The following is an 18,882-nucleotide window of genomic DNA, read 5'->3' as shown; positions in this document are numbered from 1 at the left end:
AAGATGGCTGATGTACTGCCCATTAGCAAAGCGGTTTGCAATTGTTATTTGCAATTTTATCGTGCTAACTTGGTTATACGTTATGTTGATAATCAACATTATTTAACAGTGAAAATTACCATCAAGGAAAAAGCTTATCAGGCGCATATTACATTAGAGCCTGATTTTACTATTAAAATTTCAGAGGTGAGATATGGATGTATCTAATGCGTCGAGACGGACCTTTATCAAACAATGCGTGATTGGTGGCGTCGCTGTTTATTCAGCGCCTTTACTGTGGGAAATGAGTCGAGCCAATGCGTCGATTATTTCTCCAGAACTAGCAGCACAATGGCAAACTCAGACTAACGGGCAATCTACTCCCAAATTTCGTAACGACGGTATTGCCAAAGTTACTGGCCAAAAAGTCTATGGCCGCGACTACCGCGCAATGGATATGGCAGGATGGCCAAAACAGCAAGGCTATGCTTTTATCCTGCGAGCCACTGATGCAGCCCATGTTTATCAAGGCTTCTCGCTCGACCATCTCCCCGCTTCGGCTAAACCCTACAAGGTGATCACTGCGGCAGATCTTGCCCGCGACAAGGTTAAGTTGCCTGACTTTTACGGTGATAATATGTTGCTGGCCGAGGGACAGACCGCAGATTATCTGGGGCATGCAGTAGCGATTTTATTATTCGACAGTTTTCATGCCTTTAAACAAGCTAAATCTTTACTGCAATTTGACAAGGCTTTGTTGCGCTATGGTGAAGAAACGCCTTTTGTATCCGAGACTAAAAACCCTTATGCCAATTGGCGTATTATTCGGGTAGAAGGTGAAGATGGTGCCAGTGAGGATACATACAGTCCACTGCACGATGGGTTGTTTTTTCCCAATATTAAAAACTACAAACCCGAATGGTCAGGTGATGCAAATGCCCAAGGCTCAGTGTCTGAGCGCGGTCTTTTTTATGCTGGCGAAATAGATAAACAAATTGAAAGTGCTAAAACGAGTCAGCAATGGCAAGTATTAGAACGAGAATATCGCACTCAAATCATTGATCCTATGATGATGGAACCTGAGGCCTTCAATGGTTGGTTTGATGCCAATAGCCAAACATTCCATACCGTGATTACTGCACAATCGCCACAAGACTTCCAAGAGATGGCCGTGCACATGCTGTCGTCGGGGCCATTAGCGGGTAAAGTGAATAATCTCGTGGTGCACTCGCCTTATATTGGTGGCGGTTTTGGCGCGAAAGATCATTCGATATTTCCTTACTATGGTGTACTGGCAACCATTTATGCCAAGGGGCCAGTAAGTATAGCCAACGACAGATTTGAGCAATTTCAATCAGGTCTAAAGCGCCATCCATTTACCATGAAAAGCCGCTTAGCTGTCGATAAAGCGACCCTAAAAATTCAAGCATTAACTTCACAGATGACGGTTGATGGCGGTGGACGTGAAAACTTCAGCCCATCAGTAACCTCGGTTGGCGCGACAGCAATGCAAAGCATTTACTACACCCCGCGTAATGACATTGTCGCCACCGCTTATGCATCGCGTAATCCTGATGCGGGTTCGATGCGGGGTTATGGCACATTGCAATCGATGACCGCAATGGAAAGTATGATCCATGAGATATCAGCTGAGCTAGAGGTCGATCCGTTTAAGTTACGAGCGGCTAATGTGATGGTTTCGGGGCAACGTAATACCCAAGGTGCAATACCTAACGGCACCCTGCGCTATCGTGAAATGCTCGACATGGCCGAACAAGATACCGTGTGGCAACAACGCGTAATCAATAAAAAAGACTATGAAGCGAAACACCCTGGCATGCGCTATGGCGTTGGTTTTGGTATTGCCACTAAAGACTATGGTACAGGCGCCGCGGCTCCCAGCGCTGCGATTCAATTGTCTAAAGACGGTAAAATAAGCTTGGATATTGGCTTTATCGAAATGGGTACTGGCACGCAAACCTCTCAAGCTGTAGTGGTGAGTGAATCACTAGGGAATTTTGCCGACGAAGTGAAACTGGCCGAAATCGATATTTGGGATGCGATGCAATTAGTACAAACCGACAATCCTTATATTATTTCACAACAACGCCAAGATGAAATGGCCGCTAACCCTCGCTGGACACCGGTTAAAGCCATGGCATCATCGGCATCGATGTCGGCGTATTATCAAAGCCATGTTACCCGTATTGCCGCCGATATTATTTATCGTCACGGACTGTGGCCCGCAGCCGTGTCTATTTGGAACGAGTTGTATTTCAATACGCCAATGGGCGCAACCAATCTCAATGACCCCCGCGATGGCCGTTGGACTGGCGGCAAGCTAACTGCATTGGGCTTCCCTCCGCTTTCAATCGATATCTTGGCTAAACGCGCCCATGATTTGGGCTTAGTGGTTGGCGTAATGGGTCATGCCTTTAACCGCTGGGCGTGGGCCGAAGCGGATTTTGAGATTTTCGGTACCAAGGAGCGTATCGCGCTAGATGCCTTAGCATTGCAATACGGAAAAGGTGATAAATATCATGGCAGCGCTGCTCGTATCGCTCGCATGAACTCTAACGGTTATCACTTAATCGATCGCCAAGCTATGCGCTACCCCAAAGCTGAGCTAAATAATGCCATGGTGACTTATTATGCTCCGTGCGCAACCTTAGTCGAAGTGGCAGTAAATGAAGGCAATGGTGAAGTCACATTACTGAGTTCTCACACTTGGTTAGAAGCCGGTAAAGTGATTGTGAACGAATTAGTTGAGGGGCAAATTCAAGGCGGTCTTGCTATGGGAATTGGCCATGCTCTACATGAAGAATTACCGCCATTTGAAGCAGGGGCTGGTAACGGTACGTGGAACCTCAATCGCTATAAGGTACCGCTAGCAAGACATGTTGGCGTTTGGAGTCAGCGACATACTATTTTACCGCAATTGTCTGAAACAGATCCAAGCCGTGGTATTGCCGAAGTGGTGATGATACCTGTCGTTTCCGCACTGGTTGAAGCTGTTTATCAGGCGACTCAAGTGCGCTTTTACGATCTGCCTATGACAGCGAAAAAAATCAAGGAGGCCATGGCATGAGCCAGTCAATAAAGTTAACCATAAATAACCAAGCTGTTGGCCCGATTGATGTCGGCGATGGCACCATGATGATTGAATTTTTACATGAGTATTTAAATCTCACTGGCACTAAGTTTGGTTGCGGCGTTGGCGTCTGTCATGCCTGCACTGTCATCGTCGATGACGACCAAGGCATGAGTGAAGTTGTCCGCACTTGTATCAACGGCGTCGAGCGGTTTAATGGCAAACGTATTCGTACCATTGAAGGCCATGCCAAGCAAAATGCTCAAGGCGAAATCACTACACTGAGCCCAGTACAACAAACTTTCTTGGAACATTTCTCGTTTCAATGCGGTTGGTGTACATCAGGATTTGTTAATGAATCGACGGCACTGATAGAACGACTGGAACGTAAACCTATCGCCAAAGATAAAGTGGAGCAAGTGATAGAAGAGGCCTTAGCTGAGCACGTATGTCGCTGTACTGGCTACGTTAAATACTATGCGGCGATGAAAGATTTAATCCTCAAAACAAAGGGGTTAACACTCTCATGAAACCATGCGACCAACAATATACTGCCCGCCTTATAAAGGTTGGTAAACTAGGTCAAAATTTATTATTGACCATAGGTCTAAGCGTGTTCGCCAGTTCTTGTAGCGCGGCCGATGAGCGTGTCAATAATAGTGGTGACATCGAACGCGGTGCTTATCTGATGAAGATAGGTGACTGTGTGGCTTGCCATACCGCAGTGGGTGGCCGCGAATTAGCCGGTGGTTTACCGTTCGAAACGCCATTTGGCGCTGTGTACTCAACCAATATCACCTCAGACAAAGAAACAGGTATAGGTAAATACAGCTACGAAGATTTTTTTGATGCTATGCATCATGGTGTCGGCATAAACGGTAATCTATATCCTGCGATGCCTTATACGTCTTACAGCCTGTTAACCGATGAAGATACCCAAGCGATTTATGCTTATTTGATGGGCACCAAACCCATTAAACAAGCTAATCTCGACAATGATGTCTACTTCCCTTTTAACGTCCGCTTTGGCCTTAAGGCATGGAATTTAGTCGCCCATGATGCAAAAAAGTTTACCCCTAAAAAAGATAAGAGTGAACGTTGGAACCGCGGTAACTATTTAGTCAATGCTTTGGGCCATTGTGCTGAATGTCATACTCCAAGAGACAGCTTATTTGCCATTGAGCAAGACAAACACTTTCAAGGTGCAATTATCGAAGGGCTTGAAGCATCGAATATTACTCCAGCCGAACTGAATCGCCAAAACTGGACTCATGATGATTTAAAGTCGCTGTTTACTGAGGGGTATTCTCGAAAAGGTACAGTATTTGGTGGCATGTATCCTGTGGTGTACCACAGCTTTAGCCACTTAACTGACGATGATATGTTCGCAGTAAGCAGTTACTTACTCGATACCGATAAGAAGATAGCCGCGAAAGCGCTCACCTTTAACGGCCATCAGCGTAAATTACCAGGGTATGATCTCTACATGGGATATTGCGCCGGTTGTCATGGTCAAAGTGGTGAAGGTCGACCTAATGTGGCCCCTGCCATGGCAGGAAATGCCACTTTAGATAAAGCCAGCCCCCACAACATAGTCGCGGTGATGTTAAAGGGAATTAAAAGCCAACATTACAACACTACCACCAGCTTTTATGCCATGCCAGGCTATGCTGATAAATTTACCGATGAGCAGCTAAGAGACTTAGCTAACTACCTGCGAGTGACTTGGAGTCCTCAACCAGGCGATTTAACCTTGAATACGATCAGTGATTTAAAGGAAGTGATATTCGAACATGATTAAACATGTGTAACATATCAGCTTAAACAAAAGCCGACCTGGGGTCGGCTTTTTATTGCAATGCAGATAACAGTTGGCTTGAGCGGGGAGGCGATAAACATTAACATTTTTTGGGATAAACCCGTGTATTAAGCAAGGCACTAAAAGCCTTGTAATAGCTTTATCCTAATCAAGTGTTATAGCAACTCCCTACAACACATCATTAAGATCTTGTATTGCATCTATCACCATACCAGTACCAACACTGATCAATAGTAAATCAGTCCCCACACGAACAATTTTCTGTCCTTCAGGTGTCCGTCCTAGCTGGACGGTTAGTGCAGAAGGCACATCATAGTAAACAACATCCGCAGGCAGCGCTTGGCCTTTACGCCATTGTTTAACACTGCCCGGTGGTTCGCAGCGATTGTGTTTCTTGGCTAACCCTGGTGGACAATGCTTGGCATCACGGCTGGTATAATAGTAATTATTAATAATTACCTGACGGTCATTACTAAAATAAGTCTGGTAATTATTGCTATCATTATCATGTTTCTTATGATGTTTTTTGTCGTGTTTTTCAGATTTTTGCTTATGGCTATGCTCATGCGAATCATGATCTTTAGCAACACTGTGGATGACTGAAAGCACCGTTAAGGTACTTAACACAATAAGAGGTAATATATAACGATTCATAAAATTGATTCCTTTGCGATCAAATAGGCGCTAGTAAACATGCTTAACCAACGATATGCCTTACCGTTAAAACCAAATACTTTTAATGATACGGTTGATGTGGCTGCAAATGTAGTGCTATTGCACGCTGTTGTCGACATTAATCGATAGCATGTTTCTATACGGCTATGACTTCAGTTCCAATGCCAACTGTGAAAACAACACTCCTTGCCAACCATGTTGTAAAAACTGACGGATATTTTGATGATCAGAGCCCTGTGGCGTGGCCAAAACATCTCGATAATGTTGGCCGAACATTGCCAAGGTTTGCGGCTTAGATAATTGATGAATTTGTCCAAATGCCAAGATCTTACAAGAACCTGAATTCTGCCCTGCCTCATTGAGCAGATCACCATTTTTAAATGCACTTGGACTAAAATCATAATGGCTATCGATCAATGCCATAGACTCTTCAAAGCTCACGGTCTCCGCTCGCTCAGTTAAAGAGGATATAAATTCACTAATCTGTGTTACAGCCATAAAATACGCCCTTCCCTCAATACAATAAAAGTTAACTCATCCACATCAGATTACGCAAAACAATAGCAAAATAGCGCCACTTACTATAGTGAAAAAGCCTTAATGGTAACTGACCATCAAAGAGCTTGACCTTTAGCTCAACTCTATTGCAGCAAAATTAGGTCTCGGTAGCTTATCCAAAATACTGTATAAATAAATCACTACTAGCGACAAGATGGCACCGATAATAAATAACCAATATCCTCCAAGATGATCCAGAATAATCCCGCCGCCCAATGGCGCAAACGCGAAACCAATTTCATAAAATGATGCCGCACCAAAGTAGGCTCCTCGCAAATGTTTAGGCGCAAGTCGATCAATATGCACATTCATCGTAGGGAACAAAATGGTTTCGGCTAAACTCATGATAATAATGGCGCCAATCCAGCCCCAAAATAAATCAATCGGGTTATAGGCTAACCACACTTGTGAGCACATCAACAGGATCAATCCGAACTGGATCCGATGAATTAAACTGGAGCCGGCCATTAATTTTAATAGTAAAAATTGAGTTGATATGATCACCAAGGCATTGGTAAAAATCATTGCAGAAATTAGCGTCAGTAAATTAGGCGCATTCGCTCGGGTAAGATATTGAATAAGCGAACTGTCCATTTGAGCATAAATGAACATACACAAAATATTCGCCACAATAAGACATTGAAGCAATTTGTCTTGCAATAAAATCGCCACTATTTGCTTGCGGCTCATCACCGCAGGCTTTCGCTTAACCGCTGATGTTGCATCGCCCATGGTGGGAATAAGCCCATCAGGCACCTGTTCGGTTATTGATGGACTAGTTTGCCGTGTTTGATGTCTAAATCCCCAAAACAGTAACCCTAATAAAGCAGCAAAAGCCGCTGCAGTAATATAAAAGCTCGATTGTTTACCGGTTAAGCCTAACCAAATACCTAACATAGGCCCGACAGCACAACCCACATTGACGACAAAATACAGTGATTGCATTGCCAATTCACGGGTTTGGGGATCATCAATAATATCACCAATGGTGGCAGAGGTAAGAGGTCGCCATAACGAGGTAGCAATAGAGCACAATGTCATCACCACTACATAGCCTTTAACTGAATCAACTTGTGCCAGTAATGAAAACGAGATGATATAGAGCACACCCGTGAGGTACATGAGCATTTGGCGACCAATTCGGTCAGACAATGCACTACCAATAAAGCTAGTGAATACCGAAATAATCGCCGCACTCGACAGCACTAAACCGACTTCAGTGGCAGTTAAGGCAAATTTTTCATACAAGATAACAGCCAAAAATGGCCACACCATGAAATAACTGCCACGGGTAATAAACGAGCCAAATAGCAATATCCACATTAACCTTGGAAATTGCTTAAACCGCGCTAAAGAAACATCGCTATGCACTTTTTGTCCTTAAAGAGTGATGCTGTAATTGAATGTAACAGACTGAATTGGTAGGATTGTTTAGGCTAATCCTAACGACATTTTCGCCATTGAACCACCTATTTATTACCTAATCCTATGTTATTGTTCATCATATAAGTTAATAGCTGTTTTTCATCAGCTCTATTTGACCGTGATAATCCTTTAACCACACCTTGTTGATCGCTTTGGTTACGGTGCTGGCCTAATTTTTGTTTGCCTTGTAACTCATCGATGACGATCTTAAAACCAACAATGCCCTTGGCTAATTTTTGTTGGTAATCATCTGCAATAAAACCACCACTTTCGAGCAATGAAGGTTCATATTGTTGGATGGTCGATTCGAGTACGTGTGCGGTGGTGGTATCATCAGTTAATTCAATAATGCCTTTTGCATGTACTACGCTGTAATTCCAAGTCGGAACAGCTGGATATGAGTCATACCAAGTGGGTGAGATATAACCGTGCGGACCATTGAAAATGCACAGAACTTTGGTGTTTACTATGTGTTTCCAATGGGAGTTACTACGAGCAAAATGGCCATACAAGGTACCATTTTCGCCCTCAGAGGCCTTGAGTAGTAAAGGTAAGTGTGAGCCCTCTAAATCAGTAGACACAAGAGTCGCAAAACCATATTGGTTAATGAACTGGTGTATTAACTCTCTAGAACCCATATCCCACTTATCAGGTACATGCATAATTCACTCTTTACTAAAATAATCAGTAAAGTCTTTATAATGAATGTAACGACTAAATGCCATCGTTTTATGGGTTTATAGCGATTATTACAAGTGGCCTACTTTAACCAAAATCACCGTATCTTGTTCCACATACGGATTATGCTGACTAAGATGCGGACTGCGGATCCACGTCCCTGCAGGATAACGCCCAAGTTCATCGATAAACTCTCCGCTAATCACGTAGATTTCTTCGCCACCAAAATGACGGTGCGGTTGAAAATGTGTCCCCGCGGGCCACATGACCAATGCAGTCGATTCTGTGCCATGTTGGTGTAACGGCATCACTCGTAATTTGCCATGGCCAGGCAGCCACTCAGCTTGCTTGGTATTGATAGCCACTTGCTGTGAATCAGTGGTTTGAAACTGATGTAGCTTAACCAATAGCGTACAACCTTGCTGGCTAAATGGCGCGTGGACAAAACCTTCAGGGTTACGCAAATACGAGCCTGCTGGATAATCTCCGGTTTCATCAGAAAATACTCCGTCGAGTACTAAAATCTCTTCCCCTAACGGATGAGGATGTGAGTTGAATTTAGCACCGGCTTGATATTTCACTATGCTGGTTGCATGGCCACGTTCAGCCTCTTCACGCGCTAAGCGCTTACGCAATACGCCCACTGCGGGACTATTTTGCCATTCAAGATCGGCAGTGTTAATCACCACTCGCTGACTAAAATCCATATTTAACATCTTGATACCTCACAACTACGATTGCCAGTATCTTAGAGCGAAATCAGCGTAATGAACAGCGAGTACAAAATGGTTTAATAGGTACTTTAAGGTACTTTTTATTGATTAATATGATTATTATTTTTATAAATAAAAAAACCTGTAAATAATATTTACAGGTTTAAGCTTGCGCAAAGCAAATTTAATAACCTCTACCGATGAAAAGGTAAGGCATAAAAATGGGCCTAATTAGCTGTCTGAAGCAGTTAAGGCCATTTGACGTTGCTTTTTATAGGCTTTAGCCGAAGCCGGGATCGGCGTTGTCCGGCCTGTTTCTAGCCATTTTTTAAGGCGATTAGCATCGGCCATATGGGTGTATTTACCAAACGAATCTAATACAACAAATGCCACTTTACGCTTATCCATTTCGGTTAACATGACCAAGCAATGGCCCGCTTTATTAGTGTAACCGGTTTTAGTTAGGGCAATATTCCAGTTATCTTTAAAAACTAATTTATTGGTATTTTGAAAATCCAGAGCATAACGCGGATGTTGAAAAATAATATGCTTTTTATTAGTTGAACTTAGCTTACCTAATAACGGATATTGCTGGCTGGCTTTGAGTAGTAAAATAAGATCGTTAGCACTCGATACGTTCTCTGCCGATAACCCGGTAGGTTCAACGTAATGGGTTTGCGTCATCCCTAATGCCGTTGCTTTATCGTTCATAGCACGAATAAACGCCTTATACCCACCAGGATAATGATGAGCAAGCGAGGTTGCAGCTCGATTTTCAGATGACATTAGTGTCATTAACAACATAGTTTCACGGCTCACTTCACTGCCTAAACGCACCCGAGAGTAGACATTACGCATCACAGGCGAGTCGCTAATTTTCACTGAAATTTTTTCATCTAAAGGTAATTTTGCATCTAGGGTCACCATGGCTGTCATCAATTTAGTAACCGACGCTATAGGTAATGCTTGGTGCGGATTACTGGAGTACAGCACTTCATTGGTTTTTAAGTCGACTAACATGGCGCTGTTAGATGCTAGTTCTTGTAATAATTGTTTTTGAGACACAGGTTCAGCAACTACCGACTGGCTAATTACGGTATTTGAACACAATAAAATGCAGGCAAAAAAATGACGGAGTTTCATAACTCTCACTTGAAAAATAAACGTAACGATGTTCATTGAGTATACGATAAAGAATTAGGCCTACAATAGATAAATAATCACTTTTAGTAAGATTTTAGTGGATTTTTTGTAGTTCAAGTCCCAAAGATATCCATTAAGCAATATATAACATCTGGCGAGCTAAATCTGGCACGGTAAATCGATAACAAAATGGAGCCCTCGCCCCCAAAAATAGCCAAAGAGAGATGCAGTCTTGAGGTGTATAACAAGATCAACTTCAGCACAAATACCGCTTTTGTTGGCTTCATGCTAAGATTAAAAAGTCGTTCAAAAAGAGAGTATAAATGGACATTAACTTGCATTTTTTTAGCCGCTTAAACCCATGGCTTAATAGCTTATTCACCTCTAAAGACACAGTTAAAACAGAGAATGATGATGCTGAGAAAGGACGAATATCGCTGAAGACGATAGCGAACCAATGTCCGCTTCAAGCTCATAGAGGCCCAATCACTCAAGTGATGTTAGACCAACAGCATCATACCTGTGACGATTTTGTCGGTCGGGAAAAACAACTTAGGCAAATATCTGATGTAATTGATCAATGGCGTAATCACCATGGTGAAATCAGTGCCATTGTCTCTCCTGGTGGTGCCGGAGGTTCTTCTTTTTTAGCTCAGCTGCTGCCTTTACTGCAAACTATTGCTGCTCAAGACGCAAAAGATGTCCCGAAAACTAAGGCAAAACCACTTCCATCTCAATGGCTACTAATGAGTTTTTACCAAGCGCCAATGAATGAAAATGATGCCATTGCTGATATATGTTATTGTTTTGGCATTGTGCCACCGGACACAATCACCGAGACCATAGCTACTATAAACAAGCAGCCACCTCAGCTGATTCTGATTGATGCTATGCACAAACTGATGTTACGAATGATAGGCAACAATCAAGCTTTAGTCACCTTTGCCACTATCATAATGCAAACTCGTAAACATCACTGTTGGATCATAAGCTGTGAAAAATTTGCATGGCAACGATTAAGCGCACAGTACCAAATTCATCATGTTGTTAAGCATATTATTGAGCTTGATTATTTCAGTGAAACTGAATTAGCCGCGATTCAAACAAAACACCTGCTTGATTTAGGCTTAATCAGCAAGGATGTTATGCCGACAAAAGAGGCCTATAAAGACAGCAAAAAAGATCAAGTTGATATTACCAACCCTTACAAAGAACAACTCAAACAGCTATTCACTGTCAGCCAAGGACACCCTCAATTAGCCACACTATTATTGCAGTATTCACTCGCTCATCAGGTTGATATTAGCTCAGATAAAAGCTCAAATAGCGGTATTGAGATTTGTTGTATTAACGCATCAGCATTACAGCAATGCCATGATAGTGACCTATTTTCATTGGCGGAAATTTATATTCATGGCGGATTACGAGTCAATACCCATGCGCATATTTTTACTCTTAGTATTGAACAAAGCAGCTTGCAATTAGAGTACCTAGCTCGCCAAGGGCTGATTATTGCCCAATATTCGCAACAGGATTTTGCTCAGCATTTCTACTTTATCACTCCAACATTAAGCAAAATTATCGCCACCCACTTGGTCAACAACAATAAGCTGTTTAATTAAAGAGGTGAAAATGGACGATTCACGTAAAGCATTAAAAGCATTTTTAGACATTATTTCCTTTGATCGAATCATTAGTATTTTAGTGCTTTGCATCATGGCATGGCTGCTACTGGTGTTACTGCAATTTTGCTTAAAGCAACTCAATAAAGCCTTGCCTAAATACCGCTTAATATGGAATCGCTCATATCCTTTTATGCGTTTATTTGTGTGGCTATGCGTTATCGTTTATTCGATTGTTGGCATTATCGAACCGCACGAAAATTTAATCCTCGCAGTAGTGGGTTCGATTAGTATCGTGATCGGTTTAGCCACGCAAGAACCGGCTAAAAATATGATTGCCGGATTGATTATGATGATCAATCCACCCTATAGGGTTGGCGATATGGTGACCTTATCGGGCCATTATGGTGAAGTCATTAAACTGGAATGGAGCGTGACTTGGATACGCACCTTTAATGATGACACTGTCATGATCCCCAATGCCGAAGCATTGAGAACAGCGATACCCAATTCAAATAGCGGCGCCTTAGATGAAATGGTGGTGGTGAAATTTACAATTCCAATGAATGCTGATCACCAAAAAGCTATTGCCCTTGCCAGAGAAGCGACTCAATGCTCACCTTATACCTTTTTAAATAAACCTATTATTGTCATCTTAGGTAACGAGCACGAGTTTGGCCACTTTCTACAAACCATCACAGTCAAAGCGTATGTGATGGACGTAAGGTTAGAGAAAAAGTTTATGAGTGACATTAACATACGAGTGCTTTCAGCATTTAAAAATGCTGATTTTTATGATGCGCAACAAACGGTGCTTGAGTAATTTGCGTTATAATCGCCTCAATTGTTAAATCCCACTTTTTGATTGTTACAATGGAGAATATTGCTATGACACAAGATGAAATGAAAAAAGCAGCAGGTTGGGCAGCACTACAGTATGTCAAACAAGGCACTATCGTTGGTGTGGGTACCGGATCTACCGTCAACCACTTTATTGATGCACTGGCAACGATGAAAGATGATATTGAAGGGGCGGTATCGAGTTCAGAAGCGTCGACAAAAAAACTCATCGAACTGGGCATTGAAGTATTTGATTTAAACAGTGTTGATTTGATTGATGTCTATGTTGATGGCGCTGATGAAATTAATGACCGCATGGACATGATTAAAGGTGGCGGTGCAGCCTTAACTCGCGAAAAAATTGTCGCTGCTGTAGCAAAAAAGTTTATTTGTATTGTGGATAATACCAAGCAAGTGCCTATACTCGGCGATTTTCCGTTGCCAGTAGAAGTGATCCCTATGGCGCGATCTTATGTGGCGCGTGAATTAGTTAAATTAGGCGGCGATCCGGTCTACCGTCAAGGTGTTGTAACCGATAATGGCAACGTGATTTTAGATGTGTACAACATGCAAATTCTCGATCCTAAAGTGATGGAAACTAAAATCAATGCCATCGTTGGTGTCGTCACCAATGGATTATTTGCTAATCGCGGCGCCGATGTATTGCTGGTTGGCACCCCAGATGGTGTTAATACCATTACAATGTAAAAACTAAACCATTCGCTTGATTAACTTGAATGTTTAGCAAGAGCATAAAAAATGGCCTAGCAGAAATGCTAGGCCATTTTTATTTATCGATCATCTTATCTGTTAATGATCATAGCGACACTATACGCTAAATTGGCTTACCGCTTCTTTTAAGGCTTTAGCGCGGATTCTTACATCTTCCGATGCTGCGGCATTTTCTTCTGCAGCATGTGAAGATTCATCTGCAATATCGCGAATAATCACCACGTTTTTACCGACTTCAGCAGCGACCATACTTTGCTCCTCAATCGCGGCAGCAATTTGAGTACTCATGTCCATGATATTAGTTACGTCATCGGTAATTTGACGTAACACTTGGCCAGCAATTTCAGCCTGTTCGGCACTCTCACGCCCTTGCTGTTGACTCTCTTGCATAAGGCTAACAATGGAGTGGGTACGAGATTGCAAAATTGAAATAATACTGCTGATTTCTTCAGTTGAAGATTGTGTCCGCATCGCTAAAGAGCGAACCTCATCTGCGACAACAGCAAAACCTCGGCCTTGTTCACCCGCTCTTGCCGCTTCGATTGCCGCGTTTAATGCCAATAAGTTAGTTTGATCGGCAATCCCACGGATCACATCAAGCACACTGCCAATTGTTACACTGTCTTTTTCAAGTTCGGTAACCACCGCGGCAGAATCCACCAGTTGTTTCGCTAACAGGGTAATTTTTTGTACGGTGAGCTCCACGCCCTGTTGGCCCGATTGAGCATTATCATGAGTTTGACTGGCTTTAGTGGCCGCCAATTCAGTATTTTTAGCAATTTCGTCAATGGTCGCGCCCATTTCAGTAATCGCCGTCGCAACCATATCGGTCTCATTTAGTTGGCGTAACACCCCCTCTGACGCCAAAGAAGCATTGTCAGATAATTCATGGCATGACACGTTCATCGCATCAACAGACTCATTAACTTGCTCAATCAGTTCCTGAAAAGAAAGCAACATACGGTTAAAATGATGCGACACCCGTGCTAACTCATCTTGACCAGATTCATCACAGCGCAGAGATAAATCTTTATTTTTTTCAATGGTCGAAATCACAGCAGTAATATTATCTACTGGCACCATAATACTGCGGATAATCATTAAGGTAACAACGACGAGTACTACGGTGATAATTAAAAAGATAATAATAGATAACACCATACTTTGATATTCGGCATCGGCAATATATGCATTGGCTTGCTGATTAAGTTGACGAGTATTATCTTCTGTTGTTTGAATAATTTGACGCAGATCCTCCATTTTTCCTTCGGTTTCCTTTAAGCCAAATTGCTGCTCTTTGGCCACTAGAAGTTTAAAGTCACCTTGGTACTGTTTAATTTTCTGTTCCAGCTGTTGAACGAGTTCACTGCTCAAACTAGAACTTGAAAGTGTCTGCACAAATTTATCAATATTTTCATCAAAGGTTTTGACATACTTCATATCACGACGCAGCATAAAATCTTTTTCATTTCGACGTAACTGCAGCATGATAACCGTAATCGAATCTTGGCTATTTAAAGCAAGTTCTTGCTCTACGTTATGAACGGCTTCTCGTAACTGTCCATACAGTCCCGACGTTGGGGTTAGGCCTATTTCTGTTTGTAACTCTACAATGTTACTAAATACATTTTGGTATTGGGTTAAGCTTTGCTCTAAATTATCTAAATGTTGAGTGTCTATACTTCGTGATTGTAATGAGTCATCAACTTGTTTAATTAATGCGAATACATTTGAGATGATTTTTTTGTGGTTGGCCACATATTTCATATCTAAGCGAGCAAAGAAATCTTTTTCGTCTTTACGAAGTTCTAGGATTTGCTTTTCGACCTCAATAATATTTTTCGACGCCATCGATAAATCGGTTTGAACAGAAGCGGTGTAACGCTGTAAGCCAAACATGGACACTATTGCAGTCAACGACACCATTGCACTGATAATAAGTTTTGAACGGATAAACATATATTGACCACCTAGAGGATAATTATTGTTATTAAAGTGCTTAATAAATATAGTGGATAAAAGATCAGATGCTAATAAAGTTAGATATTATTTGCTGGCGTCTATTTATCGGCATCAGGAACATCAACTGTAGTGTTATCTAATATGCATTACGTCCTGACTCAATTAACAATCAATGCTATGTGTGACTAAACTTCAATGCATACATATAAGCCTTTAAAAAAATTAACTTTTTTAATGATGACAAACGGATTAAACATCCGAGACATCCCCTTCAACAAAACCGCCTTAATATGATGCTCAGATGATTTATTTTTTTCCTCTCTAAACCTTTTACCTACTTGCGTCTGTCAAATAACCACACAATGATAATGAAAACATTGCAACATTAAGGATGCACAATATTAATCAGCCAATTTCAGAGCCCTTGAACCATCTAGAGGCACTTGACGATAATCAATTAGTTGCCATTGCGACTTTGGGTTGTCAACAAGCATTCGAACAACTGTATCGGCGACACCATCAACGTGTTTACGCCATCTGTTTTCGTCTCAGTGGCCAAACAAGCTTAGCTGATGATATCACTCAGATTTGTTTTATTCGTTTGTGGCATAAATTGGATCAATTTAGAGGCGATAGCCAATTTACTACCTGGTTACATCGCTTATGTGTCCACCAAGCCATTAACGAATTAAAGGCACAACAATCATGGTGGCGACGTTATTTACCGACAGAACAACTTGACCCATCCAATATCCCCTCGGTGACGTTTGATGATTATCATCTATTAGATAAATGCATCGCTAAGTTACCGCAACGTACTCGAATCGTGTTTGTATTGTGTGCTGTTGAAGGCTACCAACATAAAGAAATCGCTGCCCTGCTCAATATTGCCGAAGGAACCAGCAAAGCCCAGTTCCATAATGCCAAACAATTATTACAGGAGATGCTTGCATGAATAAGTCAGCGCAAGACCTCGATAACCTAGTCAAGTCATTACCTTTAGAAATAGAGTCGACAAGCGATTTGTGGCCAGCGATAGCATCGCAGTTAGGTCCTCAATATCCACAAAAAAATCTGCAGCGCTACTGGCTTATTGCCGCGAGTGTTACGATTTTTTCTTTATTGGCCTTGCTGATGTGGCAACGCCCGGATGAGAGTTCATTATTGCCACAAACGGCTGCACTAACGGCAACCATGCCACAATCCACTGCGAATACCGAGGTCAGCCTAGCAACACCCTCAACCCAAACAGAAGCAACATTAGCTGAGTTGGTTGATCAAATAGCCTTAACTCATCAAAGCCAATTACAAGCTTTTAATCAAAATCAATACACAGTGAGTTGGCAACTATCATCAACTGATGCACCACAACAACTACAAGCTGATATTAGCCAAGCACTAGCCGAGCTCGATAACGCCTCCAAACAAGTGCAAGCGGCATTGAAACAACAACCTACGAATCAACAAATGTGGCAACTATGGCGCTGGATCATGCAACGCCAAATCAACCTATTACAGCAAGGTCAAAAACTGCCATTTATCTCCAAGCAAGCATCACAAGGAAATACAATATGAACATGGCTAAATACGTGTTAATCGTGCCGTTAATCGGTATCAGTTTTATGTCAATGGCCAAAGAAACCGTTGACCAACAATTAACTGTCACTGATACCCCTTCGGTCAGCGTTAAAATACAACGAGGTAATGTTGAGCTGGTCAGTTGGGACAAAAATAGCATTCAGATCAAAGGTGAACTTGATGAATTAAGCCAAGGCTTATTATTTGAGGTTAACGGCAATAGCGTGATTGTCGAAGATAAATTACCTCGTAGTTATCAGGGCAGTAATCAACAAGGATCACAACTGACCATTTACCTTCCGAAACAGCTTGGCTTAGATGCAGAGGGAGTGTCTGCAAGTTATCAATTAGCGCAACTTGATGGCCAGATATCATTAGCCGTTGTTAGCGGAAGTATTACCGCTAAACAACTTAGCGGTAATACTAAACTCACCACAGTGTCAGGCAATATTAATACCTCTGAGTTAGCCGGAAAAATTAACCTCGAAACCGTTTCAGGCGATATCACAGACAACAATAGTCAGGGCGAAGCTGAACTGCGCTTAGTCAGTGGCGAACTAAAAAGTCAAAGTGCTTTTACACAGTTAACTGTCGATCAAGTCTCTGGTGACATCAGCGTCACAGTTAATCAAGTCACTGAGTTGAATGTTGTTACGATCAGTGGTGATGCACAATTGACTCTCGGGGGAGAGTTAAACAAAGCCCAACTCGAAACCATAAGTGGAGATATGGCACTAACCTTTACGGCTATGCCTAACAGCAGTTTTATGATTGATGGCGGCCCTGGTGGCAAAATTAATAATCAATTAACCGATGACAAACCGCTAAAACAAAAGTACTCACCGAGCAAAACCTTGCAATTCAAAACTCTAGCAGGTGCAGGCCAAGTGAACATCAATACCATTAGTGGCAAAATCAGTCTAACTCAATAAGTGTAAATAACATTAGCTCGAGGTAAGCGATGCTTATAAAAGACGATTTCCTCGCAATTGATTTTGTATTTGAGTAGAAAGTGCTCTGCCATGAGCAGATAAAAAAAGCCCGGTAATCATCATATGGTGACAACCGGGCATTTTTATATATTCAAATGATAACTACACAGACTTGACTTCTGCAGCGGTTAAAAAGCGCCATTCACCTGCAGCTAAGTCAGTATTTAACTCGATAGCACCAACCGCTTCACGATGTAAATTAACCACTCTATTACCGACGGCAGCAAACATGCGTTTCACTTGATGGTACTTACCTTCGCTAATCGTCAATCGCACATGAGTTGGGTCAATAATATCGAGCAAAGCAGGCTTAGTCAGTCCATCTTCATTACGCAGTTCAACCCCATCAGCAAAGACTTGGATCAAGCTGGCATCAATAGGTTCGGCCAATTCAACTAAGTAGCGTTTACCACAATCTTTCTTCGGTGAAGTGATTTTGTGCGACCATTGTCCATCACTGGTGATTAACACTAATCCAGTGGTGTCGACATCTAATCTACCGGCAATATGTAAGGTGTCCATTTTTTCAATATCAATTAAACTTAATACCGATGGATATTCCTCATCAATGGTTGAACAAATGGTGTCTACCGGTTTGTTTAACATGATGTAACGTTCACCAATGATGCTAATTAACGTGCCATCTAAATGCACTGCCATTTGTGGTAGTACTTTAAAACCTGAGTTTTTGACCACGACACCATCACAGGTAACATCACCACGATGCAAGGCTCTCTTGGCTAATGACCGGGTCAATTCGGTACTTTCACAGATAAATTTGTCTAAACGCACAATGATTACTCAATCAAAAAATATTGGCACTATTATGCTGCTTACACACATAAATAGAAATCAATCACCGATATTTTTCACTACAACAGTCATTTTTAGTTACATATAGTCACAAAAAACCCCTTAAAAATGCACCTATGCGGCTTGTTTTATAGGCGGATAAGGCCGTAACATACAATTTATAGTAAAAGTAATAGCTTTTCCCTTTGGATAAAGGGGTTATTGCTGGATTAAGTGACACTGATTGCAATGCCCCAATGAAGGGCTCTACAAATAAAGCAAA

General features: G+C 41.9%; 17 protein-coding genes. 9 read left to right on the top strand and 8 right to left on the bottom strand.

Going from position 1 to position 18,882, the window contains the following annotated elements; translation table 11 throughout:
• Positions 1-193 precede the first annotated feature (193 nt).
• Genes H5114_RS08610 through H5114_RS08600 form a run of 3 tightly spaced genes read left to right on the top strand, consistent with a single transcriptional unit; the run spans position 194 to position 4,871 of the window.
• A complete protein-coding gene (locus tag H5114_RS08610; protein ID WP_182722705.1) occupies positions 194-3,067 on the top strand; it encodes a xanthine dehydrogenase family protein molybdopterin-binding subunit in 2,874 nt (957 codons plus the stop codon).
• Positions 3,064-3,600, top strand: coding sequence for a (2Fe-2S)-binding protein (locus H5114_RS08605; RefSeq protein WP_124015592.1), 537 nt, complete (start codon positions 3,064-3,066; stop codon positions 3,598-3,600). Before H5114_RS08610 ends, H5114_RS08605 begins: the two co-directional genes overlap by 4 nt.
• A complete protein-coding gene (locus H5114_RS08600; protein ID WP_182722704.1) occupies positions 3,597-4,871 on the top strand; it encodes a cytochrome c in 1,275 nt (424 codons plus the stop codon). The genes H5114_RS08605 and H5114_RS08600 overlap by 4 nt, the downstream gene beginning before the upstream one ends.
• 186 nt (positions 4,872-5,057) lie before the next feature.
• Here the strand turns inward: H5114_RS08600 and H5114_RS08595 are convergent, their stop codons facing one another.
• The 6 genes from H5114_RS08595 to pbpG form a co-directional block, all read right to left on the bottom strand.
• Entirely contained in the window at positions 5,058-5,543 is a 486-nt protein-coding gene (locus tag H5114_RS08595; protein WP_182722703.1) for a hypothetical protein, read from the bottom strand.
• A gap of 165 nt (positions 5,544-5,708) precedes the next feature.
• Positions 5,709-6,062 (bottom strand): HopJ type III effector protein, encoded by a 354-nt coding sequence (locus H5114_RS08590; RefSeq protein WP_182697475.1) that lies wholly within the window; start codon positions 6,060-6,062, stop codon positions 5,709-5,711.
• A gap of 132 nt (positions 6,063-6,194) precedes the next feature.
• Positions 6,195-7,493: an MFS transporter gene (locus tag H5114_RS08585; RefSeq protein ID WP_182722702.1), complete on the bottom strand. Its 1,299-nt coding sequence runs from the start codon at positions 7,491-7,493 to the stop codon at positions 6,195-6,197.
• Between the two features lie 98 nt (positions 7,494-7,591).
• A complete protein-coding gene (locus tag H5114_RS08580; protein WP_182722701.1) occupies positions 7,592-8,209 on the bottom strand; it encodes an FMN-binding negative transcriptional regulator in 618 nt (205 codons plus the stop codon).
• A gap of 87 nt (positions 8,210-8,296) precedes the next feature.
• Positions 8,297-8,941 carry a cupin domain-containing protein gene (locus tag H5114_RS08575; RefSeq protein ID WP_124015586.1) on the bottom strand — a complete coding sequence of 215 codons (645 nt, stop codon included), beginning with the start codon at positions 8,939-8,941 and terminating at the stop codon, positions 8,297-8,299.
• 228 nt (positions 8,942-9,169) lie between these two features.
• Positions 9,170-10,081, bottom strand: coding sequence for a D-alanyl-D-alanine endopeptidase (gene pbpG / locus H5114_RS08570; protein ID WP_182722700.1), 912 nt, complete (start codon positions 10,079-10,081; stop codon positions 9,170-9,172).
• Between the two features lie 323 nt (positions 10,082-10,404).
• On the opposite strand from pbpG, the gene H5114_RS08565 reads away from it, so the two are divergent.
• The 3 genes from H5114_RS08565 (at position 10,405) to rpiA (ending at position 13,251) form a co-directional block, all read left to right on the top strand.
• Positions 10,405-11,703 (top strand): ATP-binding protein, encoded by a 1,299-nt coding sequence (locus tag H5114_RS08565; RefSeq protein WP_182722699.1) that lies wholly within the window; start codon positions 10,405-10,407, stop codon positions 11,701-11,703.
• Between the two features lie 10 nt (positions 11,704-11,713).
• Positions 11,714-12,526: a mechanosensitive ion channel family protein gene (locus H5114_RS08560; RefSeq protein WP_182722698.1), complete on the top strand. Its 813-nt coding sequence runs from the start codon at positions 11,714-11,716 to the stop codon at positions 12,524-12,526.
• Positions 12,527-12,591: 65 nt separating this feature from the next.
• Positions 12,592-13,251 (top strand): ribose-5-phosphate isomerase RpiA, encoded by a 660-nt coding sequence (gene rpiA, locus H5114_RS08555; protein ID WP_182722697.1) that lies wholly within the window; start codon positions 12,592-12,594, stop codon positions 13,249-13,251.
• Positions 13,252-13,371: 120 nt separating this feature from the next.
• On the opposite strand, the gene H5114_RS08550 is transcribed toward rpiA, so the two are convergent.
• Positions 13,372-15,234 (bottom strand): methyl-accepting chemotaxis protein, encoded by a 1,863-nt coding sequence (locus H5114_RS08550; RefSeq protein WP_182722696.1) that lies wholly within the window; start codon positions 15,232-15,234, stop codon positions 13,372-13,374.
• Between the two features lie 394 nt (positions 15,235-15,628).
• Here H5114_RS08550 and H5114_RS08545 point away from each other — a divergent pair, with 394 nt between their 5' ends.
• The 3 genes from H5114_RS08545 to H5114_RS08535 are packed head-to-tail and all read left to right on the top strand — an operon-like array spanning position 15,629 to position 17,747.
• Positions 15,629-16,192, top strand: coding sequence for an RNA polymerase sigma factor (locus tag H5114_RS08545; RefSeq protein WP_124015580.1), 564 nt, complete (start codon positions 15,629-15,631; stop codon positions 16,190-16,192).
• Complete coding sequence (locus H5114_RS08540) at positions 16,189-16,812, top strand: hypothetical protein (protein WP_182722695.1); 624 nt, start codon at positions 16,189-16,191, stop codon at positions 16,810-16,812. The genes H5114_RS08545 and H5114_RS08540 overlap by 4 nt, the downstream gene beginning before the upstream one ends.
• Positions 16,809-17,747: a DUF4097 family beta strand repeat-containing protein gene (locus H5114_RS08535; RefSeq protein WP_182722694.1), complete on the top strand. Its 939-nt coding sequence runs from the start codon at positions 16,809-16,811 to the stop codon at positions 17,745-17,747. The genes H5114_RS08540 and H5114_RS08535 overlap by 4 nt, the downstream gene beginning before the upstream one ends.
• A gap of 162 nt (positions 17,748-17,909) precedes the next feature.
• Here H5114_RS08535 and rsuA read toward each other — a convergent pair whose 3' ends face one another.
• Positions 17,910-18,599, bottom strand: a complete 690-nt coding sequence (gene rsuA / locus H5114_RS08530; protein WP_273059301.1) for a 16S rRNA pseudouridine(516) synthase RsuA — start codon at positions 18,597-18,599, stop codon at positions 17,910-17,912.
• Between the last annotated feature and the right edge of the window lie 283 nt (positions 18,600-18,882).

This window comes from Shewanella sp. SR43-8 (assembly GCF_014163775.1).
GTDB classification, from domain to species: domain Bacteria; phylum Pseudomonadota; class Gammaproteobacteria; order Enterobacterales; family Shewanellaceae; genus Shewanella; species Shewanella vesiculosa.
The sequence above is the reverse complement of the archived record's forward strand: the minus strand, read 5'-3'. Positions and strand labels throughout refer to the sequence as shown.

Coding starts and splice junctions, on each gene's coding strand:
- H5114_RS08595 (WP_182722703.1), bottom strand. CDS start 5,543: ATGAATCGTTATATATTACCTCTTATTGTGTTAAGTACCTTAACGGTG.
- H5114_RS08590 (WP_182697475.1), bottom strand. CDS start 6,062: ATGGCTGTAACACAGATTAGTGAATTTATATCCTCTTTAACTGAGCGA.
- H5114_RS08550 (WP_182722696.1), bottom strand. CDS start 15,234: ATGTTTATCCGTTCAAAACTTATTATCAGTGCAATGGTGTCGTTGACT.
- H5114_RS08560 (WP_182722698.1), top strand. CDS start 11,714: ATGGACGATTCACGTAAAGCATTAAAAGCATTTTTAGACATTATTTCC.
- H5114_RS08565 (WP_182722699.1), top strand. CDS start 10,405: ATGGACATTAACTTGCATTTTTTTAGCCGCTTAAACCCATGGCTTAAT.
- H5114_RS08535 (WP_182722694.1), top strand. CDS start 16,809: ATGAACATGGCTAAATACGTGTTAATCGTGCCGTTAATCGGTATCAGT.
- H5114_RS08605 (WP_124015592.1), top strand. CDS start 3,064: ATGAGCCAGTCAATAAAGTTAACCATAAATAACCAAGCTGTTGGCCCG.
- H5114_RS08545 (WP_124015580.1), top strand. CDS start 15,629: ATGCACAATATTAATCAGCCAATTTCAGAGCCCTTGAACCATCTAGAG.
- H5114_RS08575 (WP_124015586.1), bottom strand. CDS start 8,941: ATGTTAAATATGGATTTTAGTCAGCGAGTGGTGATTAACACTGCCGAT.
- rpiA (WP_182722697.1), top strand. CDS start 12,592: ATGACACAAGATGAAATGAAAAAAGCAGCAGGTTGGGCAGCACTACAG.
- H5114_RS08580 (WP_182722701.1), bottom strand. CDS start 8,209: ATGCATGTACCTGATAAGTGGGATATGGGTTCTAGAGAGTTAATACAC.
- H5114_RS08600 (WP_182722704.1), top strand. CDS start 3,597: ATGAAACCATGCGACCAACAATATACTGCCCGCCTTATAAAGGTTGGT.
- H5114_RS08540 (WP_182722695.1), top strand. CDS start 16,189: ATGAATAAGTCAGCGCAAGACCTCGATAACCTAGTCAAGTCATTACCT.
- pbpG (WP_182722700.1), bottom strand. CDS start 10,081: ATGAAACTCCGTCATTTTTTTGCCTGCATTTTATTGTGTTCAAATACC.
- H5114_RS08610 (WP_182722705.1), top strand. CDS start 194: ATGGATGTATCTAATGCGTCGAGACGGACCTTTATCAAACAATGCGTG.